The 24358-nt window shown below is 56.4% G+C and carries 18 protein-coding genes; 16 read left to right on the plus strand and 2 right to left on the minus strand.

Translation table 11 applies throughout. The features are described 5' to 3' along the window. Positions 1-37: 37 nt before the first annotated feature. Positions 38-841 carry an inositol-1-monophosphatase gene (suhB, locus tag C7433_RS10090; RefSeq protein ID WP_006120639.1) on the minus strand — a complete coding sequence of 268 codons (804 nt, stop codon included), beginning with the start codon at positions 839-841 and terminating at the stop codon, positions 38-40. 119 nt (positions 842-960) lie between these two features. On the opposite strand from suhB, the gene trmJ reads away from it, so the two are divergent. The 5 genes from trmJ (at position 961) to sseB (ending at position 5817) form a co-directional block, all read left to right on the plus strand. Further along, positions 961-1710 (plus strand): tRNA (cytosine(32)/uridine(32)-2'-O)-methyltransferase TrmJ, encoded by a 750-nt coding sequence (gene trmJ / locus C7433_RS10095; protein WP_006120638.1) that lies wholly within the window; start codon positions 961-963, stop codon positions 1708-1710. A 133-nt stretch (positions 1711-1843) separates the two neighbouring features. Then, positions 1844-2341 carry a Fe-S cluster assembly transcriptional regulator IscR gene (gene iscR / locus C7433_RS10100; RefSeq protein WP_006120637.1) on the plus strand — a complete coding sequence of 166 codons (498 nt, stop codon included), beginning with the start codon at positions 1844-1846 and terminating at the stop codon, positions 2339-2341. A gap of 89 nt (positions 2342-2430) precedes the next feature. Beyond that, positions 2431-3591 (plus strand): IscS subfamily cysteine desulfurase, encoded by a 1161-nt coding sequence (locus C7433_RS10105; RefSeq protein ID WP_033740900.1) that lies wholly within the window; start codon positions 2431-2433, stop codon positions 3589-3591. Positions 3592-3713: 122 nt separating this feature from the next. Next, a complete protein-coding gene (gene pepB / locus C7433_RS10110) occupies positions 3714-5000 on the plus strand; it encodes an aminopeptidase PepB (protein ID WP_033740899.1) in 1287 nt (428 codons plus the stop codon). A gap of 52 nt (positions 5001-5052) precedes the next feature. Then, positions 5053-5817 (plus strand): enhanced serine sensitivity protein SseB, encoded by a 765-nt coding sequence (gene sseB, locus C7433_RS10115; RefSeq protein WP_172677643.1) that lies wholly within the window; start codon positions 5053-5055, stop codon positions 5815-5817. Positions 5818-5852: 35 nt separating this feature from the next. On the opposite strand, the gene sseA is transcribed toward sseB, so the two are convergent. Then, on the minus strand, positions 5853-6695 hold the full coding sequence (gene sseA, locus C7433_RS10120; protein ID WP_110268119.1) for a 3-mercaptopyruvate sulfurtransferase: 843 nt from the start codon (positions 6693-6695) through the stop codon (positions 5853-5855). Between the two features lie 145 nt (positions 6696-6840). Between sseA and C7433_RS10125 the strand changes: the two genes are divergently transcribed. The 11 genes from C7433_RS10125 to der all read left to right on the plus strand — a co-directional run bounded on the left by C7433_RS10125 (position 6841) and on the right by der (position 23901). Further along, on the plus strand, positions 6841-11736 hold the full coding sequence (locus C7433_RS10125) for an alpha-2-macroglobulin (RefSeq protein ID WP_110268120.1): 4896 nt from the start codon (positions 6841-6843) through the stop codon (positions 11734-11736). Positions 11737-11748: 12 nt separating this feature from the next. Beyond that, entirely contained in the window at positions 11749-14073 is a 2325-nt protein-coding gene (pbpC, locus tag C7433_RS10130; protein WP_110268121.1) for a peptidoglycan glycosyltransferase PbpC, read from the plus strand. 176 nt (positions 14074-14249) lie between these two features. Beyond that, complete coding sequence (gene ndk, locus C7433_RS10135; RefSeq protein WP_003848684.1) at positions 14250-14681, plus strand: nucleoside-diphosphate kinase; 432 nt, start codon at positions 14250-14252, stop codon at positions 14679-14681. Positions 14682-14855: 174 nt separating this feature from the next. Beyond that, complete coding sequence (locus C7433_RS10140) at positions 14856-16025, plus strand: bifunctional tRNA (adenosine(37)-C2)-methyltransferase TrmG/ribosomal RNA large subunit methyltransferase RlmN (RefSeq protein ID WP_033740892.1); 1170 nt, start codon at positions 14856-14858, stop codon at positions 16023-16025. Between the two features lie 81 nt (positions 16026-16106). Next, a complete protein-coding gene (gene pilW / locus C7433_RS10145) occupies positions 16107-16838 on the plus strand; it encodes a type IV pilus biogenesis/stability protein PilW (RefSeq protein ID WP_033740890.1) in 732 nt (243 codons plus the stop codon). Further along, positions 16828-17844, plus strand: a complete 1017-nt coding sequence (gene rodZ, locus C7433_RS10150) for a cytoskeleton protein RodZ (protein WP_039339986.1) — start codon at positions 16828-16830, stop codon at positions 17842-17844. Before pilW ends, rodZ begins: the two co-directional genes overlap by 11 nt. Positions 17845-17883: 39 nt before the next feature. After that, on the plus strand, positions 17884-19005 hold the full coding sequence (ispG, locus tag C7433_RS10155; RefSeq protein WP_033740886.1) for a flavodoxin-dependent (E)-4-hydroxy-3-methylbut-2-enyl-diphosphate synthase: 1122 nt from the start codon (positions 17884-17886) through the stop codon (positions 19003-19005). A 105-nt stretch (positions 19006-19110) separates the two neighbouring features. Continuing rightward, positions 19111-20385, plus strand: a complete 1275-nt coding sequence (hisS, locus tag C7433_RS10160; protein ID WP_006120624.1) for a histidine--tRNA ligase — start codon at positions 19111-19113, stop codon at positions 20383-20385. 38 nt (positions 20386-20423) lie between these two features. Beyond that, complete coding sequence (locus tag C7433_RS10165; RefSeq protein WP_006120623.1) at positions 20424-21041, plus strand: YfgM family protein; 618 nt, start codon at positions 20424-20426, stop codon at positions 21039-21041. A 19-nt stretch (positions 21042-21060) separates the two neighbouring features. Beyond that, positions 21061-22242, plus strand: a complete 1182-nt coding sequence (gene bamB / locus C7433_RS10170; RefSeq protein ID WP_006120622.1) for an outer membrane protein assembly factor BamB — start codon at positions 21061-21063, stop codon at positions 22240-22242. Between the two features lie 174 nt (positions 22243-22416). Beyond that, positions 22417-23901 (plus strand): ribosome biogenesis GTPase Der, encoded by a 1485-nt coding sequence (gene der / locus C7433_RS10175; protein ID WP_006120621.1) that lies wholly within the window; start codon positions 22417-22419, stop codon positions 23899-23901. The last annotated feature ends 457 nt before the right edge of the window (positions 23902-24358 follow it).

Below are 24358 nucleotides of genomic sequence, written 5' to 3' on the forward strand. Positions count from 1 at the left end.
GTTAAAAAAGGCGGCACAGAATGTGCCGCCTTTTTCTTTAGCGCTTCAGCGCTTCGCTCAGTTCATCGCGCATGGACGACAGCAGCGCTTTAACCACACGAGGATTACCGGCCACAATGTTACCTGAATGCAGGTAACCATGATTGCCGGTGAAGTCAGTAACCAGTCCGCCCGCTTCACGCACCAGCAGTTCACCCGCGGCAAAATCCCACGGTTTCAGACCGATTTCAAAATAGCCATCCACACGACCTGCGGCAACATAGGCCAGGTCCAGTGCGGCAGAGCCGGTACGACGGAAGTCCGCACACTGTGTGAACAGTTTGGTCATGATGTTCATGTAAGCCGGCGCGTGCTGTTTTAGCTTGAACGGGAAACCGGTCGCCAGAATGGTGCCATCCAGATCGCGAGCGATGCTGCCGCGCAGACGGTAGCCGTTAAGCTGCGCGCCCTGGCCACGTACGGCACTGAACAGTTCATTACGCATAGGATCATATACCACCGCCACTTCAGTACGGCCTTTAATGCGTACGGCGATAGAAACAGAGAAGTGGGGCAGGCGTTTGATAAAGTTGGTCGTGCCATCCAGCGGATCGATTACCCATTGAATGTCCTGATCTTCACCTTCAAGTTCACCACTCTCTTCAGTAATAATGGTGTGCTTCGGGTAGGATTTACGAATCACTTCGATAATCAGGCGTTCTGCGTCGCGGTCAACATTGGTTACGAAGTCGTTACTGCCTTTCTGGCTGGCTTCGACGGCGTCCGGGGTTTCATAATTCTTGGCAATTAAATTTCCGGCCTTGCGCGCTGCGCGCACGGCAATGTTGAGCATTGGATGCATCGGTATCTCTCGCTGGATGTTAAAGAACGGGGAAAACGGCGCGGAGTATAGCAGGGTGTTCGGTAAATGTCCTGCTTTATGTTAGAGTACGCGTCATCATTTTCTGACCGATCCCAATTATGCTGCAAAATATTCGTATCGTACTGGTAGAAACTTCTCACACCGGCAACATGGGCTCCGTCGCGCGCGCGATGAAAACTATGGGCTTAACTAACCTCTATTTGGTCAATCCGTTAGTGAAGCCGGATTCACAGGCTATCTCGCTGGCTGCCGGGGCCAGTGACGTGATTGGCGAGGCGAAAATTGTCGACTCACTGGATGACGCGATTGCCGGATGCAGTCTGGTGGTCGGCACCAGTGCACGTTCCCGCTCGCTGCCGTGGCCGATGCTGGATTCACGTGAATGTGGCCTGAAAAGTATTGAAGAGGCCCGGCAGGCCCCCGTCGCCCTGGTGTTTGGTCGTGAGCGTGTCGGGCTGACTAACGATGAATTGCAAAAGTGCCATTATCATGTGGCCATCCAGGCGAACCCGGAATACAGCTCGCTTAACCTGGCGATGGCGGTGCAGATCATTGCCTATGAAGTCCGCATGGCCTGGCTGCAGGCGCAGGACAACGCCAGTCCCAAACCGCAGTACGAGGAATCACCTTATCCGCTGGTTGACGACCTGGAGCGTTTCTACCAGCACATGGAACAGATGATGCTGGAAAGCGGATTTATCCGTGAAGCCAATCCCGGCCAGGTAATGAGCAAGCTGCGTCGTCTGTATACGCGTGCCCGTCCTGAGCGCGACGAACTCAATATTCTGCGCGGGATGCTCGCCTCGTTTGAGAAGCGTAAAGGACCGAAACAAAACGGCCCTGAATAGTTGAGTAAAACGCCAGGTTAAATAGTTGAGTAAATTACTTGGTTAAATAGTTGACCAAATTACTCGGGAATGTCAGACTTGCCGTCATCTTCGCTAATCCTCCGATAACCGGACGCTATTGAGGTTGTATGCTATGAGACTGACATCCAAAGGACGTTACGCTGTTACCGCTATGCTGGACGTTGCCCTGCATTCTCACCAGGGCCCTGTTCCACTGGCTGACATCTCTGAACGCCAGGGTATATCGCTCTCTTATCTGGAGCAGCTGTTCTCGCGGTTACGTAAGCACAATCTGGTATCCAGCGTTCGTGGTCCGGGTGGCGGTTATCTGCTGGGCAAAGAAGCCAGCGCGATTGCGGTGGGTGAAGTGATCACTGCGGTTGATGAATCTGTGGACGCCACCAAATGCCAGGGCAAAGAAGGCTGTCAGGGTGGCGAGCGCTGTCTGACCCATGTGTTGTGGCGTGACCTGAGCGTCCGTATTAGCGAATTCCTGAACAACATTACGCTGGCTGAGCTGGTGAATAATCAGGAAATCCTGGATGTGGCCGACCGCCAGAATGCTAACGACAATCGTCGTTTCCAGCACGCCCGCGCACAGGAAATCAACGTTAACCTCCGCGCCTCCTAATCCTCTGCTTCTCCGGCCCTTACTGCTAACGCGGCAGGGGCTGAATCTGCTATAAATACGTATGATTTTTTATACGGAGCTGTAGCGCAATGAAATTACCGATTTACCTGGATTATGCCGCCACGACGCCGGCCGATCCGCGTGTGGCCAGCAAAATGATGCAATTCCTGACGCTGGATGGCACGTTTGGTAACCCGGCCTCCCGTTCGCACCGTTTCGGCTGGCAGGCAGAAGAGGCGGTGGACGTTGCGCGCAATCAGGTCGCGGAGCTGGTCAATGCTGACCCACGTGAAATCGTCTTCACCTCCGGGGCCACCGAATCCGACAATCTCGCCATTAAAGGCGCAGCCCATTTCCACCAGTCGCGTGGTAAACACATCGTCACCAGCGTAACCGAACATAAAGCGGTCATTGATACCTGCCTGCAACTTGAACGTGAAGGCTTTGAGATCACCTGGCTGACGCCAGCAGCGAATGGCCTGATCGCGCCTGACGACCTGCGCGCCGCGCTACGTGACGACACGGTGCTGGTTTCCATCATGCATGTGAATAACGAAATCGGTGTGATTCAGGATATCGCTGCGCTGGGCGCCCTGTGCCGGGAACGGGGCATCCTGTTCCACGTCGATGCGACGCAAAGCGTCGGGAAACTGGCTATCGATCTCGCTGAACTGCCTGTTGATCTGATGTCGTTTTCCGGTCATAAAGTTTATGGTCCTAAAGGCATTGGCGCGCTCTATGTCCGTCGTAAGCCGCGTATCCAGATTGATGCGCAGATCCACGGCGGCGGTCACGAGCGCAATATGCGATCGGGGACCTTACCGGTGCACCAGATTGTCGGCATGGGTGAGGCTTACCGCATTGCCAAAGCGGTGCGTGAAGAAGAGATGGCTCGCTTGTCGCTGTTGCGTGACAAACTGTGGCACGGCATCCGTGAGACAGGCGGCGTAACGGTGAATGGTGATTTGCAACACAGCTGCGCCAACATACTTAACGTCAGTTTTGCTGATGTTGAAGGTGAGTCGTTGATCATGGCGCTGAAAGATCTTGCGCTGTCGTCCGGATCGGCCTGTACTTCCGCCAGTCTGGAACCTTCCTATGTTCTGCGCGCACTCGGTCTGAACGAAGAACTGGCCCACAGTTCACTTCGCTTCTCACTGGGGCGGTTCACCACTGAAGAAGAGATCGATTATGCCATTGCGCTGGTGCAGAAGTCCGTGACGCGCCTGCGTGAACTCATGAAGTCATAATCAGGCCTGAAGAGGCTGACCACTGCGCACCGGCAACGCCTGCGGTGTGCGGCGTAACATCTGTATGAAAAGCCATCGCAAAACAGGCTGGATGAAACGAATAACGAATACGGAGCCCTACAATGAGTACACAACCGATGAATATCACGCTCAGCAACCAGCCCGCCGATGCGCGCTGGGGTGAAAAAGCACTGTTAAGCAGCAATGAAAACGGTATGACCGTGCACCTGCGTGAAGCCGATGCGTTGATGAGCATCCAGCGTGCCGCGCGTAAGCTGGATGGGCAGGGCATTCGTCATGTTGCCCTGACGGGCGAAGGCTGGCATCTGGAGCAGTGCTGGGCCTTCTGGCAGGGCTATCGCAGCCCGAAAGCCAAAAACAGCGTTGACTGGCCGCAGTTGGGTGAACATGAACAGGCGGAATTTGATCGCCGCCGTAAGATCGTAGGCTGGGTGCGCGATACGATTAACCTGCCTGCAGACGATTTAGGGCCAGAGACGCTGGCGCACAGTGCCGTAGATTTACTGAGCGAGTTAGGTGGCGAAGCGGTCAGCTATCGCATAACCAAAGGCGATGATTTACGTGAGCAAGGCTATATGGGCCTGCACACGGTAGGACGGGGCTCAAACCGTCCGCCGGTTTTCCTGGCACTGGATTTTAACCCCACCGGCGATAGCGAAGCGCCGGTTTACGCCTGCCTGGTCGGTAAAGGGATTACCTTCGATACCGGTGGCTACAGCCTCAAAACCAGTGCCACCATGGACTCCATGAAGTCAGATATGGGCGGTGCCGCGACGGTGACCGGTGCACTGGCCATGGCCATCGCGCGCGGACTGAAAAAGCGCGTCAAACTCTACCTGTGCTGCGCGGATAACATGGTCAGCAGCAACGCCTTTAAGCTGGGTGACATCATTCGTTACCGCAATGGCAAGTCGGTAGAAGTGATGAACACCGATGCGGAAGGTCGTCTGGTCCTGGCAGATGGTCTGATCGATGCCAGCGAGCAGAATCCGACGCTGCTGATCGATGCGGCAACGCTGACCGGCGCCGCGAAAACGGCGGTGGGCAACGATTATCACGCCTTGTTTACCTTCGACGATGTGCTGGCGCAGTCGGTGATGGGCAGTGCGGTCAGTGAAAACGAACCGTTCTGGCGTTTGCCGCTGGCAGAGTTCCATCGCAGTCATCTGCCGTCAAACTTTGCCGATCTGAATAACATCGCCAGCCCGGCACATTCTGCCGGTGCCAGCAGCGCGGCGGCGTTCCTGTCCTATTTCGTCAGCCACTATCAGCAGGGCTGGTTACATATCGACTGCTCGGCGACGTACCGTAAGAGCGCGGTCGATCAATGGTCGGCAGGCGCAACCGGCCTGGGCGTGCGCACTATCGCCAACCTGTTACTGAAATAAATGCAATCTCCGCGGTGACCTGGTCACCGCTTTTTGAAGGTAGAAGTGAATGATGAACCGTCTTGAAGAGGTGCTGAAGCTGGCCGCCACGGAGCCTGCCCATCGTCCTGAGTTTTTTCAGCTACTGCTGGAGGCGGATGCATGGGTGCCGGGGGAAAGCACCCAGCAGCAGTTGGATGCCAGCACGCCTGTCGACCTGCAGCACTGGGAAAAAGAAGATGGCAGCAGTGTGATCCCGTTTTTTACCTCCGAACAGGCGATGAGCGAGGCGATCAACGATGAGCAGCCTTATGTGCGGCTGCCGGTACGTACGCTGTTTGAAATGACCCGTGGCGAAACGCTGTTTCTTAATCCAAAATTGCCCACGGGCAAAGAGTTTTCTGCGGCGGAAATCAGTCATCTGCTGGGGGAAGAGGGCAGTGCCCTGATGCAGCAAACGGTGCTGGAAGGCGGTCAGTCACTGCTGCTGTCAGAAATCGCGGAACCGCCCGCGCAGATGATCGACTCGCTGACGCAGTTGTTCAGCAAATACAAGCAGGTTAAACGCGCTTTCATTGCCAGCATTCGTGAACAGGCGGATGATGTGCCTAATCTGTTGATTGGTATTGAAGCGGACAGCGATATTGAGGCAATTATTCAGGCGGCCGGCAGCGTAGCCACCGATACATTACTGGATGATGCACCCATTGATGTGTGTGAGATTACGGCAGAGGACCGCGGAATCAGTCACTTCTTTACCGCGCACATTACGCCCTTTTATGAACGCCGCTGGGGCAGTTTCCTGCGTGAGTTCAAAGGTGGTCAGCGGATCATCTGACACACTGCGCGGCCTGTTCGGCCGCGCGTTTACCGTTACTTCTCAATCGGCAAATCATCCCGGCTGCCCCATTCGGACCAGGATCCGTCATACAGCGTCACTTCCCTTGCACCCAGGGCCGTCAGCGCCAGAATCAACACCACCGCAGTCACGCCAGAGCCACAGCTGGCTACGATGGGTTTGCTGATATCCACACCGGCTTCCGCAAAGCGTGAACGAAGTTCGGCTTCCGGCTTGAGTGCGCCCTGCTCGACCAGGGTATTCCAGGGCAGATTAAGGCTGTTGGGAATGTGCCCACGGTGCAATCCCGGACGCGGTTCATCGACCTCAGCATTAAAACGGTTCGCCGCGCGCGCATCGACAATTTGCGCGCCGCCTTCATGGCTAATCAGCAAGACATCCGTCAGGCGTTTCACCAGACCTTCATCGAACTGCGCATCAAACTCACCTTCCGGCAGACTGACCTCGCCCTCAGCCAGCGCATAACCCGCCGTTTTCCAGCCCTGCAGACCGCCAGCCAGAATGGAGACCTGTGCCACGCCAAAAGCGCGCAGCATCCACCACGCGCGGGGCGCAGAAAACAGATTGCCTTCATCATAAACAATCAAATGCTTATCACTGTTGATGCCCAGTTCGCGCATCGCCACCGCGAAGCTTTCGGCCCGGGGTAACATGTGGGGATAAGGGCTGGTGTGATCGGAAAGCGTTTCAATATTGAAAAAAGGCGCACCAGGCAAATGCTCCGCCAGATATTCTTTTTGAATATCGCGCGTGGCTTCCATGCCCGGCGGCAGCATACGCGCATCCAGAACCTGGAGCGTGCCGTCATTAAAATGTTCTTGTAACCAGTCGGCGGACACAAACAGTGGCGTCGTCATAACAACCTCTTCTCTGCAATCTGTGATGCCAGTGTCGGGCAATGTGCCCACCATCTCAAGAGAAGCGTTGATTAAATGCGAAGGTTGATGTGAAATCGTGCAGCATTATAAAACAATTCCCCTGGGGCACGGTGAAGGATTTACCATGAAACAACGCATTAACCGGCTGCTGTTCAGCATGCTGATCGGCGGCGCGCTGCTGTCTGCCGCCACGTTACCTGCTTTTTCCGTCAGCGCTGAAACGCCTGCCGCCAGTGCGCAGGTCAGTAAGCCGCTGAGCATTATCGACCTCTCCGAGCTCCAGCTTGAGGGTGCCGCCGCACTGGTGTTAACGTTCAATCAGCCGCTTGATGATAAGCAGGACGTGGCCAAAAAAGTCCGGCTGACGGACGATCAGCGCGGCAAGGTGGATGGCGCTTGGGAGCTGTCCGGGAATCGCAAGGCGCTGCGTTTTCGCCATCCTGAACCCTCACGGCACTTTACTGTGACCGTCGATCCGGGCTTGCGCGCCGCCAGTGGTGAAACGCTGACCGCGGCTTACAGCCAAAAAATCACCACGCGCGACATTGCGCCGATGGTGGGCTTCGCCAGTCGCGGTTCTTTGCTGCCATTGCGTATTGCGCAGGGCCTGCCGGTGCTGGCCTTGAATGTCGATCAGGTGGATGTCGATTTTTTCAGGATTAAAAACGCGGGCCTGGCGCAATTCCTGTCCCAGTGGAATAACGGGAGTAATCTCTCAACCTGGCAATCTCAGGAGCTGCTTAAAACCAGCGAGCTGGTTTACAGCGGCCGCTTTGAGCTTAACCCGGCACGCAATACGCGGGAAAAACTGCAGCTGCCGCTAAAAGACATCAAGCCGCTTCAGCAACCGGGCGTTTATCTGGCCGTGATGAAACAGGCCGGCACGTATCATTACAGTATGCCAGCCACGCTCTTCACCCTGAGCGATATCGGCCTGTCACTGCACCGTTTTCCGGGCCAGTTTGAGCTGTTTGCCCAGAGTCTGGAAAACGGCGATCCGCTCTCAGGCGTCAATGTCAGAGTCCTGAACGATAAAGGGCAGGTCCTGCAAAACGGCACCAGCGACAGCAGCGGGCATGTGCGTCTGAAAGCCGAAGACAAGGGCAAGTTCCTGTTGGCAATACAGGGCGATCAAACCTCCCTCATCGATCTGGCTCGCCCGGCATTAGATTTAGCCGAATTTCCCGTGGTGGGACCGGAGGGCTATGACAAGCAGCTGTTCGTGTTTGGCCCGCGCGATATCTACCGTCCCGGCGAAACGGTGATCGTCAATGCGCTGCTGCGTGATGCTGATGGCAAACCGTTACCGGCCCAGCCGGTTAAAGCCGAAGTGGTACAGCCCGACGGTGAAGTGGTGCGCACCTTTGTCTGGCAACCGCAGGACGGGTTGTATCAGCAGCGATTCAGCCTGCCCACGACCGCCATGACCGGCGGCTGGATGCTGCGACTTAACACCGGTGATAACCTGCCGCGTCAGTGGCATTTCCGCGTCGAAGATTTCCTGCCAGAGCGCATGGCGCTGACGCTGAAAAACGATGAGCAACCTCAGCCTGCCGATGCGGATATCACCTTTAACGTTGAGGGGCGTTATCTCTATGGTGCGCCTGCGGCGGGGAATGCGCTGCAGGGGCAGCTCTATCTACGTCCTGCCCGGGACGCGGTGGCAGCGCTGCCTGGCTATCAGTTTGGGGATATCACTGAGGAGGGCGTCAAACGCAGCCTGGGTGATGTGGATATCAAACTGGATGCGAACGGCAAAGCCCAGCTAACCGTCGAGAATCAGTGGGACCAGCTTCACTCGCCGCTAAACCTGATTTTACAGGCCAGCCTGCTGGAAACGGGTGGACGGCCTGTGACCCGACGTGCCACTCAGGCGATCTGGCCCGCGGAGGCGCTGCCGGGCATTCGTCCCCTGTTCGGCAACAAGTCGATCTACGATTACCGCAGTGACAGTTATCGCGATGAGCCGACCGTGCCGGAAAACAGCCTGGCCGATTTTGACATTGTTTACGCCAACAGTCAGGGCGAAAAGCTGGCGGCAGAAAAGCTGAATGTGCGCTTGATTCGCGAACGTCGTGATTACTACTGGAGCTTCTCTGACAGTGAAGGCTGGCAGTCACGCTACGACGCGAAAGATCTGCAGGAAGATGAGCGATCGATTACGGTGCCCGCTGAGGGCAGTACCAAAGTCAGCTTCCCGGTCGAGTGGGGCAGCTACCGACTGGAAGTGCAGGCGGGTGAAAAAATTGTCAGCAGCGTGCGTTTTCAGGCGGGCTATGACTGGCAGGATAATACCAATGGTACGGGCGCTCTGCGCCCGGATCAGGTCAAACTCCGCTTAGACAAAGCCGCTTATCAGCCCGGAGAAACCGTGCATCTGCAGGTGGAATCGCCCACGGCCGGTAAGGGCTATCTGATGGTTGAGTCCAGCAGCGGCACGCTGTGGTGGCAGCCGCTGACCGTTCCGCAGGGCGGGACGACGGTGGATGTGCCGATTGCCAACAGCTGGCAGCGTCACGATCTCTATTTTAGTGCCATCGTCGTACGGGAAGGGGACAAAACCAGCGGCGCTACGCCAAAACGTGCCGTCGGACTGCTACATCTGCCGATGGCGACCGACGCGCGCCGCCTGACCCTGACGCTGGATGCGCCTGAAAAGGTTCGCCCTGAGCAGAACCTGACGGTCAATGTGCAGGCCAGTCGTGAAGGCGGCCCGCTGCCGGAGAAGGTGCATGTGCTGCTGTCGGCGGTGGACAGCGGGGTTTTGAGCGTGACGGATTACAAAACCCCGGATCCCTGGCAGGCCTTTTTCGGCCGTAAACGTTATAACGTCGACCAGTACGATGTGTTTGGGCAGTTGATTGAAGGCGGCGGACGCCTGGCAGCGCTGCGCTTTGGCGGCGACGGCGAAGACGACACGCTGACGCGCGGCGGCAAGAAACCCGTTACCCACGTCAACATTGTGGCGCAGCAGCTACAGGCTGTTACGCTGGATAAAAACGGCAAGGGCTCGATCACGCTCCCTGTCCCGGCATTTAACGGTGAACTGCGCCTGATGACGCAGGTCTGGAGCGATGACAGCTTTGGCGCGGCAGAGCGCAAGCTGGTTGTGGCGGCGCCGCTGGTCAGTGAACTGGCCACGCCGCGCTTCCTGGCCAGCGGCGACAGCGCATCGCTGGCGCTGGATATCACCAACCTGACTGATTTACCGCAAACGCTGAAGGTGGATCTCGCAGCCCGGGGGCTTATTGCGCTGTCCGGCGCGGCCACTGAAAACGTGACGCTGGCCAAAGGTGAGCGGAAAACGCTACAGGTGCCGGTCACCGCGCAAAATGGTTTTGGTGACGGTGACGTTCAGGTCACGATTTCAGGCCTGAATCTGCCGGGTGAGCAGGTGCGGCCCAGCCAGCAGCAGTGGAAGATTGGCGTCAGGCCCCCTTATCCGGCCCAGACGCTCAGTTTTGACGCGGTGATCAACGGCGAGCAGCCGTGGCAGGTGACAGCGGCAGCTTTTGCCGGTCTGGACGCGGCTACGCTCAGTGGACAACTGACGCTGAGTAATCGCCCACCGTTGAATATTGCGCGCTATATCAGTGCGCTTTATGCCTATCCCTACGGTTGTCTGGAGCAAACGGCGAGCGGGCTGTGGCCATCGTTGTACACCAGCCAGGCGCAACTTACCGCCATGGGTATCAAAACCAGCTCTGATGAGGTTCGCCGGGCAGCGGTGGAAACCGGTATTGCCCGGTTGGCGGGCATGCAGCGCGCGGACGGCAGCTTTGGTTTATGGGGCAAACAGAGCGAAGAAGAATTCTGGTTAACGCCTTACGTAACGGATTTCTTACTGCGCGCCAGTGAGGCGGGCTATGCGTTGCCTGATGAGGTCGTCAGCCGGGCGAACGCGCGCCTGCTGCGTTATCTTCAGGACCCGGCGCAGATTACCGGAGGCGGCAGCCAGCACGTCGAAGCGTTACGTTTCAGCGTGCAGGCTTATGCCGGACTGGTGCTGGCGCGCCAGCAGCGGGCACCGCTGGGTGCCTTACGTGCGCTGTATGAAAAGCGTGACAAGGCCCAGTCGGGCCTGGCGCTGATGCAGTTGGGCATTGCGCTGAAGTTAATGGGTGATGAACAGCGTGCGCAACTGGCGGTGATGCAGGGGGCAACGCTGCCACGCGCTGAGAACCGCTGGTTTGGCGACTACGGCAGTACCGTGCGCGATCAGGGCATGATGATTGCGCTGCTGGCTGAAAATCAGATGCAGCCGGACCTGCAAAACAGCCTGCTGCTGTCACTGTCTAAAGAGGTGACGGGCAAGCGCTGGTTCTCCACTCAGGAGAATAATGCCCTTTACCAGGCGGCCCGGACGCTGCAAACCGCCAACGGGCAACGCTGGCAGGCGCAACTTTCGGGTAGCGATCAGCCTGTGAGCGGAGATGCGCCGCTAAATAAAGGACTGGATCATCAGCAACTGACTCAGGGCGTTGACGTACGTAATGTCGGCAGCACGCCGCTGTACGCCAGTCTGAACGTGGTCGGCTATCCGCTGAGTCCACCTGCGCCAGTCAGCCATATGATGGCGATTAAACGCGAGTACTTTACGCTGGATGGGCAGGCTGCCGATTTGAATAATCTGCGCAGCGGGGAACTGCTGGTGGTGCGCCTGACGGTCTCAGCCAAACGCAGCATTAGCGATGCGCTGTTGGTGGATTTATTGCCCGCCGGTCTGGAGCTGGAAAATCAGAACCTGGCGGACAGCAGTGCCAGTCTGGGGGACAGCGCCGATGCCTTAAAAGAGAGCATGATGGATATGCAACAGGCCAGCATCAGGCATATTGAGTTCCGTGATGACCGCTTTGTTGCCGCTCTGGCCGTCGATACGTATCGTCCCACCACGCTGATTTATCTGGCGCGGGCAGTCACACCGGGGCGCTATCAATTGCCCCCGCCGCAGGTGGAATCCATGTACGTGCCCGAATGGCGCGCCATTGGCAGCACACCGCAGCAGCTGCATGTACAGTAATCGGGTGCGTGCGTGATCAGGCACATCAGAAAGCGGTGGCTGCTGGCGCTGCCGCTTTGTGTTCTGGGGCTGCTGCTTGCGCTGCTGATACTGGACCGGCTGTCGCCACTGCCGCTTAAAGCGGTCCAGCCTGCGCGAGTGGTGGTTGCGGAGGACGGTACGCCGCTGTGGCGATTTGCCGACAGTCAGGGGATCTGGCGCTATCCGGTCACGCCCGAAGAGGTTTCGCCCGCCTATATCCAGGCGTTGCTGACCTATGAAGATCGCTGGTTCTGGTATCACCCTGGTATTAATCCGCTGTCTGTGCTGCGGGCCGCCTGGCAGAATCTTCGCTATCGTAGTGTGATTTCCGGTGGCAGCACCTTAACGATGCAGGTGGCACGGCTTATCGACCCGCAGCCGCGGACGCTGCGCGGCAAGCTGATTCAGACATGGCGTGCCCTCCAACTGGAGTGGCACCTGTCAAAACGCGACATCCTGACGCTTTATCTTAATCGCGCGCCCTTTGGCGGCACGCTGGAAGGCATTGGCGCAGCCAGCTGGAGCTGGCTGGGCAAAGCCCCGTCGCAGTTAACCCGCGGGGAAGCCGCCTTGCTGGCCGTGCTGCCGCAGTCACCCAGCCGCCTGCGGCCCGACCGCTGGCCGGAACGGGCTGAGGCGGCACGTAATAAAGTGCTGGACCGTCTGGCGCAATATCACGTCTGGTCTGCGCGTCAGGTGGCCGAGATCCGCCAGGAACCGGTCTGGCTGCCACCACGGCAAATGCCGCAGATGGCACCCTTGCTGGCCCGGCGGCTGTTGTCGATCAGCACTCACGAAAAAATCGTCTCAACGCTGGACCCGTCGCTGCAGCGTGAGCTGGAAAGTATGACGCTGAACATCAAAAATCAGCTGCCGCCGCGCACCTCGCTGGCCATTCTGGTGGTCGATCACATCACCATGGCCGTACGTGGGTATGTTGGTTCCGTTGACTTTGCTGACGACAACCGCTTCGGGCATGTCGATATGATTGCCAGCGTACGCTCACCGGGATCGATCTTAAAACCCTTTGTTTATGGCATGGCGCTGGATGACGGGCTGATTCATGCCGAGTCGCTGCTGCAGGATGTGCCGCGCCGTTTTGGCGACTACCGTCCGGGTAACTTCGATACCGGTTTTCATGGGCCGGTCAGCGCCAGCGAAGCGCTGGTGCGTTCCCTTAATCTGCCTGCGGTGCAGGTGCTGGAAGCGCTGGGTCCCAAAAATGTCGCGGCCCGCCTGCGCAATGTCGGGCTTAACCTGCGCTTTCCGCCCGGCGCCGAGCCGAATTTGTCATTGATCCTGGGGGGCACCGGCGCGCGCATGGACGAGATCGTTGCGGCGTACAGCGCTTTCGTGCGTCGGGGCAACGCCGCGCAACTGCGCTGGATGCCCGATCAACCGTTGCAGCAGCGGCCTCTGCTTTCGCCCGGCGCGGCGTGGATTATCCGCCGTGTCCTGGCGGGTGAAGCGCAGCCTGCGGGCAAAGGGAACCTGCCTGCGGTTGTACCGCTGGCGTGGAAAACCGGCACCAGCTATGGCTATCGCGATGCCTGGGCGGTGGGCATGAATCCCCGCTATCTGATCGGCGTCTGGGTTGGCCGTCCCGATGCAACGCCCGTCGCAGGGCAGTTTGGTTTTGCGTCTGCCGTTCCCGTGATGAATCAGGTAAACAGCGTACTAATGAACCGTTTAGCCGGACAGGAGGTGCCCGTTGATCCTCGTCCCGCATCGGTTACGGTGGCCAGCATCTGCTGGCCGGGCGGACAGCCGCTGCCTGTGGGCGATGAAAACTGCCGCCAGCGCCGCCAGAGCTGGGTGTTGAATGACACGTTGCCGCCCACCTTGCTGGCATCGGGCCAGGAAAGCCTCAGCGGTTTACGGTTGCGCTACTGGCTAAATGACCAGGGCCGCCGCGTGGCGGCTGACTGTCCGCACGCTGTCAGCCACGATCGTTTACTGTGGCCCTTACCGCTGGAAGCCTGGCTACCGTTGCAGGAGCGACGGCGTCAGCGGTTACCGGCTATCGACAGTCAGTGCCCGCCACTCACGCAGGGCAGCAGCGCGCCGCTGATTGTCACAGGCGTCATTGACGGGCAACGGGTGCAGCCGTTGCCGGGTAATTCCACCCTGGTCATGCCGGTTGCGGCACAGGGCGGGCAGGGTAATCAGCGCTGGTGGTTTTTGAACGGTGAACCCGTGACGGCGGAAAACCAGAACGGCACGCTGTCGCTGCGTCTTGATCGCTCAGGTGACTATCAACTGGTGGTGATGGATGAAGCCGGGCAGCTTGCGACCGTTAACTTCACACGGGGATGATGGTTTTTTGCGCTAAATCAGATTTGAAAGCCTTCCGCATCGACACAGATCAAGATTTTTCAAGAAATTATGGGTTCTGTGATAGGCAACGTCACACTCAACCCCTATAATCGGCGCCGTTTCTTAGCCGGGGCGTGCGCCCTCGGTTTCTTCAGAACGTCAAGACAGAGGTCATCATGGCAATCGAACGTACTTTTTCTATCATCAAGCCAAACGCCGTCGCGAAAAACGTGATCGGTGCTATCTACAACCGTTTTGAAAGCGCAGGCTTCAAAATCGTTGGCGCAAAAATGCTGCAGCTGAGCAAAGAGCAGGCTGAAGGTTTCTACGCAGAGCACCAGGGCAAGCCGTTCTTCGACGGTCTGGTTGAATTCATGACCTCTGGCCCGGTTGTGGTTTCTGTACTGGAAGGCGAAAATGCCGTTCAGCGTCACCGTGACCTGATGGGTGCAACTAACCCAGCCAACGCACTGGCCGGTACACTGCGTGCTGACTATGCTGACAGCTTCACCGAAAACGCTACTCACGGTTCTGACTCTGCAGAGTCTGCAGCCCGTGAAATCGCGTACTTCTTCGGCGAAAACGAAATCTGCCCACGTACCCGTTAATTACTGACGCGTACACGGCTTTACAAAAATCTGCTGACCCGCGGTCACTCGCACCTGTTATCGGGCAGCAGATGTTGTACAATATTGCGCCTTCATTGAGCCAGCTTAGTGAAGGCGTAATTTTTTCTTTTCCCAACCGCGCCATAACGTGTAACAACGAGGCCAGAGAACACTATGTCCGAACAGATTGTGACGCCCGCGTCCACCTCACCGCTTTCCGTTTCGCCCAAAAGCCAAAAAATTAACCTGCTGGATCTTAACCGTCAGCAGATGCGCGAATTCTTTGTGTCCCTGGGTGAAAAACCGTTCCGTGCCGATCAGGTGATGAAGTGGATTTACCACTACTGCTGCGACGATTTCGAGCAGATGACCGACATCAATAAAAAGCTGCGTAACCGCTTAATGGAACTCACCGAAATTCGCGCGCCGGAAGTGGCCGAAGAGATGCGTTCAACGGACGGCACCATTAAGTGGGCTATTCGCGTGGGCGATCAACTGGTGGAAACGGTATATATCCCGGAAGGCGACCGTGCCACGTTGTGCGTGTCCTCCCAGGTGGGCTGTGCACTGGAATGTAAATTCTGCTCAACGGCGCAACAGGGCTTTAACCGCAATCTGCGCGTCTCCGAAATTATCGGCCAGGTCTGGCGTGCGGCAAAAATTGTCGGTGCAGCCAAACTGACCGGCCAGCGTCCTATCACTAACGTCGTGATGATGGGCATGGGCGAACCTCTGCTCAACCTGAATAACGTCGTCCCGGCAATGGAAATCATGCTGGATGATTTCGGTTTCGGTTTATCAAAACGCCGTGTGACGCTGTCGACCTCGGGCGTGGTTCCGGCTCTCGACAAGCTGGGTGACATGATTGACGTGGCGCTGGCTATCTCGCTGCATGCGCCCAATGATAAACTGCGCGATGACATCGTGCCGATTAACAAGAAGTACAACATCGAAACCTTCCTGGCGGCAGTCAAACGCTATATTGGTAAATCCAACGCCAACCAGGGACGTGTCACGATTGAGTATGTGCTGCTGGACCACGTGAACGACAGCACCGATGATGCGCATGAGCTGGCGGCACTGCTCAAAGAAACACCGTGCAAAATTAACCTGATCCCCTGGAATCCCTTCCCGGGCGCACCTTATGGTCGCAGCTCAAACAGCCGCATTGACCGCTTCGCTAAGGTGCTAATGGACTATGGCTTTACCACCATTGTGCGTAAAACCCGCGGGGACGATATTGATGCCGCCTGTGGTCAGCTGGCGGGTGAAGTCATCGACCGCACCAAACGTACCCTGCGTAAGAAGATGGCCGGTGAAGCCATATCTGTGAAGGCGATCTGAAAGGCGGACGAACAGGGTTTCTGATCGGTTACCGGCGTGGCAGGCTGCTGCCCACCACACGGATGACAGGGAGGAAACCTTATGCGCAAAGGAGCAGGCGCGCGGCTACTGGCCGTTTTTGTTGTAAGCGGTTGTGTCAGTTCACCGTCGCAACCCGGGGCCGCAGAATTGCGTTTACAGCTGGGTATGCATTACCTTGCCGTAAACGATTACAGTGCGGCGCGCCGTAATTTCCTTCGCGCGCAGGCGGCAGCGCCAAAGGATTATCGGGTGCAGCTGGCCTTTGCCAGGCTCGCTCAGCGTCAAGGGCAAACTTCTGCTGCGCATCTTCATTTTTTACAGGCGCAGCAAATTGCCCCATATAATGGTTACATCGCTAACAATTACGGTGCGTTTCTTTGCACTTTAGGGCAGTATGATGAAGCGCATCAACAGTTTATCCGGGCAAAAGATGCGCAGGAAGGAGACGCCCGCATCGATGCGTACGAACTGTCGGGATATTGTTATCTGCGGGCAGGGGACAGACAGTCAGCGCGAGCAGCATTGTCTTATGCGCGTGATGCGGACAGAAGTAAGGGAGAATCGCTGCTGGCTGAAGCTGAAAGAGCGGTCGAACATGACCAATGGGCTAACCTGGCGCTATTGTTAGAGCTTTACCAGCCGCTGCCGGAGACGGCACGCAGCCTGGCGTTACACATACGTTTCGCCGCGCAACAGGGAAATCACGCAGACGTTTCACGTTATGGCGACCAGTTAGCGCGACGTTTTCCGCAATCGATACAGTACCAGCGTTATTTAGCTAATGAATACTGAAGCCACTCAAGAAAATTCTGCAGTTCATTCCACAGGTGCCCGCCTGCGTATCGCCCGTGAGCAAATGGGACTTACGCAGCAAAATGTCGCTGAACGCCTGTGCCTTAAACTTTCTACCGTGCGTGATATTGAAGAAGACAAGTCACCTGCGGATTTAGCCTCTACCTTCCTGCGCGGTTATATTCGTTCCTATGCGCGTCTGGTGCATATTCCTGAAGAGGAACTGCTGCCGATGATGGCAAAACAGACGCCAGTGCGGGCAGCCAAAATCGAACCGATGCAAAGCTTCTCATTGGGTAAACGCCGCAAGAAGCGGGACGGCTGGTTAATGATCTTCACCTGGCTGGTGGTCTTTGTTGTCGTTGGTCTGACGGGGGCCTGGTGGTGGCAAAACCATAAAGCCTCTCAGGATGAACTGGTGTCGATGGCCGACCAAAACGGCAGCAGCGGTGACAACAGCCAGTCGATTCCCTTAGGGCAAAACAGTGGTTCGTCCTCCGCGCCAGCGGATAACAGTACCAGCGTGCCGTTAACCAGTGGAAACAGCGCGGCGAACCCTGCTCCTGCTAACAGCGGCACAGCGGCCAGCACGCCCGCTGAAAACGACAACGCAAATGCAGCCACCTCCTCTTCGGCAGAGAACAATGCCGTGGTTTCACCCAGTCAGGCACCCGTAGAGAACACTACCGCACCGACGTCGTCGAACGCTACGCAGCCCATGCCTGTGGGCGCAGCGGCCGTCAGCGAACCTGCCGCCGATCCGAATGCGGTGGTGATGACTTTCACGGCTGATTGCTGGCTGGAAGTCAGCGATGCGACGGGCAAAAAACTGTTTAGCGGTATTCAGCGCAGTGGCGGTAAACTGAGTCTGTCAGGAACGGCCCCGTATCGTCTGAAAATTGGTGCGCCGGCAGCTGTTCATGTCGAATATCAGAATAAACCCGTTGATTTAAGTCGCTTTATCCGTAATAACCAGGTTGCTCGCCTGACGTTGGGTGCGCAATAACAGCGTAACGCGTGTTCCGGGCAATTGTGGAGAAGAAATATGCATAACCAAGCACCCATTATCCGCCGTAAGTCCAAACGTATTTACGTCGGCCAGGTGCCGATTGGCGATGGTGCGCCCATCGCCGTTCAGTCAATGACGAACACCCGCACCACCGATGTGGCCGCGACGGTCAGTCAGATCAAAGCCCTTGAGCGCGTGGGGGTGGATATCGTTCGCGTGTCGGTGCCCACGATGGATGCCGCCGAAGCGTTTAAACTGATTAAGCAGCAGGTCAATGTCCCGCTGGTCGCCGATATCCATTTTGACTACCGTATCGCGCTGAAAGTGGCGGAGTACGGTGTGGATTGCCTGCGCATCAACCCCGGCAACATTGGTAACAACGAGCGTATCCGCTCTGTTGTCGACTGTGCCCGCGATAAAAATATTCCCATCCGCATCGGGGTTAACGCCGGATCGCTGGAAAAAGATCTGCAGGAAAAATACGGCGAACCTACGCCGCAGGCTCTGCTGGAATCGGCCATGCGTCACGTCGATCATCTGGATCGCCTCAACTTCGATCAGTTTAAAGTCAGCGTAAAAGCCTCGGATGTGTTCCTGGCCGTTGAGTCCTATCGTCTGCTGGCCAAACAAATTGAGCAGCCGCTGCACCTGGGGATCACCGAAGCGGGCGGCGCACGCGCGGGGGCAGTAAAATCCGCCATTGGTCTGGGATTACTGCTTTCAGAAGGCATCGGCGACACACTGCGTATCTCGCTGGCCGCTGACCCGGTAGAAGAAGTCAAAGTGGGCTTTGATATCCTGAAGTCGCTGCGTATCCGTTCACGCGGCATTAACTTCATTGCCTGCCCGACCTGTTCTCGTCAGGAGTTTGACGTGATTGGCACGGTAAACGCGCTGGAGCAGCGACTGGAAGACATTATCACGCCGATGGATGTCTCTATCATTGGCTGTGTGGTGAATGGCCCGGGCGAAGCGACAGTGTCTACGCTGGGCGTGACCGGCAGCAACAAGAAAAGCGGTTTCTACGAAGACGGTGTCCGTCAGCGCGATCGTCTCGACAATGACAATATGATCGATCAACTGGAAGCACGCATTCGCGCCAAAGCGGCGATGCTGGATGAAACCCGTCGTATCGACGTACAGCAACTGGAAAAATAATCCTTTGCGCGTACGGCATGCACGACTTTTTTAGCTGAGCCTGTGCGGTTTCATCCTCATGAGGTATGATGCCGGACAGGTTTTTTTGCATTAAGAGATTTTAACGTGGCGAAGAATATTCAAGCGATTCGCGGGATGAACGATTTTCTGCCTGCGGATACGGCCATCTGGCAACGAGTTGAAGATGTCCTTAAGTCCGTGCTGGCGAGTTATGGTTACAGCGAAATTCGCTTACCTATTGTAGAGCAAACTCCCCTGTTCAAACGTGCAATCGGTGAAGTCACCGATGTGGTTGAAAAAGAGATGTACACCTTTGACGATCGTAATGGCGAAAGCCTGACGCTTCGTCCGGAAGGGACGGCAGGCTGCGTGCGTGCCGGTATCGAACACGGCTTGCTTTACAATCAGGAACAGCGCCTGTGGTACATGGGCCCTATGTTTCGCTACGAGCGTCCGCAAAAAGGGCGCTATCGCCAGTTCCACCAGATTGGTGTGGAAGTCTTTGGCCTGCAGGGGCCGGATATTGATGCCGAGCTGATTATGCTGAACGCCCGCTGGTGGAAAGCGTTAGGTATCGCCGACCATGTGCGCCTTGAACTGAACTCTATCGGTTCACTTGACGCGCGCGCCAGTTACCGCGAGGCGCTGGTTGCCTTTCTGGAACAGCATAAAGAGGCGCTGGACGAGGACTGCAAACGCCGCATGTACAGCAACCCAATGCGCGTGCTTGACAGTAAAAACCCGGATATTCAGACGCTGCTGAACGATGCGCCTCAGCTTGGTGACTTCCTCGATGAAGAATCACGTGCCCACTTCGATGGCCTGCGCGCGCTGTTAGATGATGCCGGTATCGCTTACACGGTGAATCAGCGCCTGGTACGTGGGCTCGATTATTACAACCGCACGGTGATTGAATGGGTCACCGACAGCCTTGGCTCGCAGGGCACCGTATGCGGCGGCGGACGTTACGATGGCCTGGTCGAACAACTGGGCGGACGTGCGACGCCAGGTGTCGGTTTTGCCATGGGCATGGAGCGTCTGGTGTTGTTAGTGCAGGCGGTGAACCCAGAATTTGAACCCGCGCGTAATGTCGATGTCTATGTTATCGCCTCAGGTCAGGGCGTTCAGTCAGCGGCAATGCAGCTGGCCGAAAAATTGCGTGATCAACTGCCCGACATGAAGCTGATGACTAACTTCGGCGGCGGGAACTTCAAGAAGCAATTTGCACGCGCAGATAAGTGGGGCGCTCGCGTGGCGCTGGTGCTGGGTGAAGATGAACAGAAAGCCGGCCAGGTCGTGATCAAAGATCTGCGCAATGGCGAACAGCAAACGCTGGCGCAGGCGGATGCTGCGGCTGCACTGCGCACGCTGTTACAGTAAGCGCGTTATGGCACAACCATTGAAAGGAGAGGGATTGCGTGGAAGTGTATAGCAATGAGAACGAACAGGTTGATGCGCTGCGTCGCTTTTTCGCCAACAACGGTAAAGCATTAGCCATTGGTGTGGTTATCGGTATTGCTGCATTAGGTGGCTGGCGTTACTGGTCGAGCCATGAGCAGGACTCTGCTAAAACCGTGTCGGCTGAGTACCAGAAACTCACCAGCGCCATGCAGGTCAGCAAGCCTGAAACGCTGGAAGCCGTTAACACGTTTGCCCGCGAAAACAGCAACACTTATGGTGCCCTGGCGGCGCTGGATCTGGCGAAGCAGTATGTCGACAGCAATCAGCTGGACAAGGCCGAGAGCCTGCTGCAAAACGGATTAAAAGACACCAAAGATGCCAATCTGCAGGCGGTAATTAACCTGCGCCTGGCACGCATTCAACTGCAACAGAATCAGGCTGATGCGGCACTTAAAACCCTTGACGGTGTGAAGGGTGATGGCTGGACAGCCATTGTGGCTGACATCCGCGGCGAAGCGCTGCTGAGCAAAGGCGATAAGCAGGGCGCGCGCGATGCATGGAGTAAAGGCGTCGAATCTGACGCGTCTCCGGCGCTGAAGCAAATGATGCAGATGAAGATGAATAACTTAAGCTAAGCCAGTCAAGAGAGAGCGCATGGAATTACGTAAATACCTGCTGCCGGGGCTGATTTCAGTCACCCTGCTCAGCGGTTGCTCGCTGTTCAGCGGCGAAGAAGATGTAGTGAAAATGGCCCCATTGCCGAAAGTGGAAAACCAGTTCACGCCGAAGACAGTATGGAGTACAGGCGTGGGCGACGGGATTGGCGATTTCTATTCCAACCTGCATCCGACCTGGCAAGACGGCACCGTTTATGCGGCTGACCGCTTTGGTATCGTAAAAGCGCTCGATGCAGCGGATGGCAAAGAAAAATGGAAAGTCGACCTCTCTGAGAAAACCGGCTTCTTCTCTAAAAACCTGTCTGCCATGCTGTCCGGTGGTATTACCGTCAGCGGCGATCGCCTGTATATCGGCAGTGAGCGCGGTCAGGTTTATGCCCTGAACACCAGTGATGGTTCGATTGTATGGCAAGCTAAAGCGGCTGGCGAAGCGCTGTCGCGTCCTGTGGTCAGCGATGGCCTGGTGCTGATTCATACCAGTAACGGTATGTTGCAGGGTCTGGATCAGGCGACCGGGGCGGTGAAGTGGACCGTGAACCTGGACATGCCTGCGCTGTCGCTGCGCGGTGAATCAGCCCCGTCAGTTGCCTTTGGTGGCGCGATTGTGGGCGGCGACAACGGACGCGTCAGCGCCGTGATCATGAATCAGGGCCAGTTGATTTGGCAGCAGCGTATTTCACAGCCGAGCGGGGCGACGGAAATCGACCGCCTGAGCGACGTGGATACCACGCCGATCATTGTAAATGGTGTGGTTTACGCGCTGGCGTACAATGGCAACCTTTCCGCACTGGATCTGCGTTCAGGGCAGATTTTGTGGAAACGTGAAATTGGCGGCGTGAAAGATCTGATTGTCGATGCCGGGCGTATCTATCTGGTAGATCAGGACGATCGTGTGATTGCCCTGAATGCGGATGGCGGTGTCGCTATCTGGCGTCAAAGCGAGCTGCTGCATCGTAATCTGACCTCACCGGTGCTGTATAATGGCTACATCGTCGTCGGTGACGGCGAAGGCTACCTGCACTGGCTGAACACCACGGATGGCCGCTTTGTTGCCCAGCAAAAACTGGACAGCTCGGGCTTCCAGACTGAGCCTGTTGTCGCCAGCGACAAGCTGCTGATTCAGTCGAAAGATGGTGAAGTTTATGCCATTACCCGCTAACGGGTAAGTTGTCAGGCAGGGTTATCCTTCCGGCACAGCGGCTCCTGATTTCATCAGGGGCCGTTTCGTTTTTAGTCAGGCATGGTATCCTTTGCGCCGTAAGCCTGAACTGAACGGCTAAAGCCGTTATAATCACGCCATTCGGGCGAATTAATACATTATTGAGGCATTGTTATGGTACCTGTGGTCGCGCTGGTTGGGCGTCCCAATGTGGGAAAATCTACGCTGTTTAACCGTTTAACTCGCACACGAGATGCGCTGGTAGCGGATTTTCCTGGACTGACTCGCGATCGCAAATATGGTCGCGCCGAAGTGGAAGGGCGCGAATTCATTGTTATCGATACCGGCGGTATTGATGGCACCGAAGACGGTGTTGAAACGCGTATGGCGGAACAGTCGCTGCTGGCGATTGAAGAAGCCGACGTGGTGCTGTTTATGGTGGATGCCCGTGCAGGCATGATGCCCGCCGATCAGCAAATTGCAAAACATCTGCGCGCGCGTCAAAAAGCGACATTCCTGGTCGCGAATAAAACGGACGGGCTCGATCCGGATCAGGCCATTGTGGATTTCTATTCACTGGGTCTGGGGGAGATCTACGCTATCGCCGCGTCCCACGGCCGTGGTGTGACCAGCCTGCTGGAGACGGCGCTGCTGCCGTGGATGGAAAAGGTTGATCCCGTAGAAGTCACCGAAGAAGATGAAAACGAAGCCTACTGGGCCGCGTTAGCCGCAGAAGAGAACGGTGAGGAAGAGGAAGAAGAGGACGATTTCGACCCGACCACACTGCCGATCAAGCTGGCGATTGTCGGACGTCCAAACGTCGGTAAGTCTACGCTGACTAACCGCATTCTGGGTGAAGATCGCGTGGTCGTTTATGACATGCCAGGCACCACGCGCGACAGTATCTACATCCCGATGGAACGTGACGATCGTGAATATGTGCTGATCGATACCGCCGGGGTGCGTAAGCGCGGCAAAATCACCGATACGGTTGAGAAATTCTCGGTCATCAAAACCCTGCAGGCGATTGAAGACGCTAACGTGGTGATGCTGGTGATCGATGCGCGCGCCGGTATTTCCGATCAGGATTTGTCACTGCTCGGCTTTATCCTGAACAGCGGCCGCTCACTGGTGATCGTGGTGAATAAGTGGGATGGCCTGTCGCAGGAAGTGCGTGATGAAGTCAAAGAGACGCTGGACTTCCGTCTGGGCTTCATCGACTTTGCGCGCGTGCACTTTATTTCTGCGCTGCATGGCAGCGGTGTAGGCAACCTGTTTGAATCGGTAACGGAAGCGTACGACTGCTCAACGAAGCGTGTAAACACCTCGCTGCTGACGCGCATCATGAACATGGCGGCAGAAGACCATCAGCCACCGCTGGTGCGTGGTCGCCGCGTTAAGCTGAAGTACGCCCACGCGGGTGGCTATAACCCACCGATTGTGGTGATTCACGGCAACCAGGTGAAAGATTTACCGGACTCCTACAAGCGTTACCTGATGAACTATTTCCGTCGTTCTCTGAACGTAATGGGCACGCCAATCCGCATTCAGTTTAAAGAGGGTGAAAACCCGTATGAAGGCAAGCGTAACCTGTTAACGCCAACGCAACAGCGTAAGCGTAAGCGTCTGATGGCGCACATGAAGAAAAATAAGCGTTAACTAATCGAGGGCCAGATGGCCCTCTTTTTTTGCCCTGGCATTGTGCTTATTTACACAATGGTGAAAAACGCTGCGCCAGAACTGCGGACATTTCGTACCCGACAGCGGCAAGGTCCACTGCACAGGATGGGATATCCGCTGTCACAGGGCGCCTGTCTGTCCCGATTGTCATCAATCCTTACGTGACTGAGGCGAGGTGACTGATGACGTCTTCCAGCATGCGGGTTTACTTTCCCGATACCGACTGACGTACATCCTTGTCCCCTTAAAAGCTCAAAACATCACTTTAGTTGTCCGCTGGGCTACTCTCTGGATCGGCGTGGCCTTATCCAGCGTAAAAATTTGTAGCGAAAATGCTATTGCTTAGTAACAAACAGGTTTAAAACTTCACTGCATAACGTACCAGGTGGTACAATTTCGCCGCGTCATGACGGAGTATCGCCTGCTCTGGCTTCCT

Source organism: Pantoea sp. PNA 03-3 (assembly GCF_003201175.1).
GTDB lineage: Bacteria > Pseudomonadota > Gammaproteobacteria > Enterobacterales > Enterobacteriaceae > Pantoea > Pantoea stewartii.

Coding starts and splice junctions, on each gene's coding strand:
- suhB (WP_006120639.1), bottom strand. CDS start 841: ATGCATCCAATGCTCAACATTGCCGTGCGCGCAGCGCGCAAGGCCGGA.
- trmJ (WP_006120638.1), top strand. CDS start 961: ATGCTGCAAAATATTCGTATCGTACTGGTAGAAACTTCTCACACCGGC.
- iscR (WP_006120637.1), top strand. CDS start 1,844: ATGAGACTGACATCCAAAGGACGTTACGCTGTTACCGCTATGCTGGAC.
- C7433_RS10105 (WP_033740900.1), top strand. CDS start 2,431: ATGAAATTACCGATTTACCTGGATTATGCCGCCACGACGCCGGCCGAT.
- pepB (WP_033740899.1), top strand. CDS start 3,714: ATGAGTACACAACCGATGAATATCACGCTCAGCAACCAGCCCGCCGAT.
- sseB (WP_172677643.1), top strand. CDS start 5,053: ATGAACCGTCTTGAAGAGGTGCTGAAGCTGGCCGCCACGGAGCCTGCC.
- sseA (WP_110268119.1), bottom strand. CDS start 6,695: ATGACGACGCCACTGTTTGTGTCCGCCGACTGGTTACAAGAACATTTT.
- C7433_RS10125 (WP_110268120.1), top strand. CDS start 6,841: ATGAAACAACGCATTAACCGGCTGCTGTTCAGCATGCTGATCGGCGGC.
- ndk (WP_003848684.1), top strand. CDS start 14,250: ATGGCAATCGAACGTACTTTTTCTATCATCAAGCCAAACGCCGTCGCG.
- C7433_RS10140 (WP_033740892.1), top strand. CDS start 14,856: ATGTCCGAACAGATTGTGACGCCCGCGTCCACCTCACCGCTTTCCGTT.
- pilW (WP_033740890.1), top strand. CDS start 16,107: ATGCGCAAAGGAGCAGGCGCGCGGCTACTGGCCGTTTTTGTTGTAAGC.
- rodZ (WP_039339986.1), top strand. CDS start 16,828: ATGAATACTGAAGCCACTCAAGAAAATTCTGCAGTTCATTCCACAGGT.
- ispG (WP_033740886.1), top strand. CDS start 17,884: ATGCATAACCAAGCACCCATTATCCGCCGTAAGTCCAAACGTATTTAC.
- bamB (WP_006120622.1), top strand. CDS start 21,061: ATGGAATTACGTAAATACCTGCTGCCGGGGCTGATTTCAGTCACCCTG.
- der (WP_006120621.1), top strand. CDS start 22,417: ATGGTACCTGTGGTCGCGCTGGTTGGGCGTCCCAATGTGGGAAAATCT.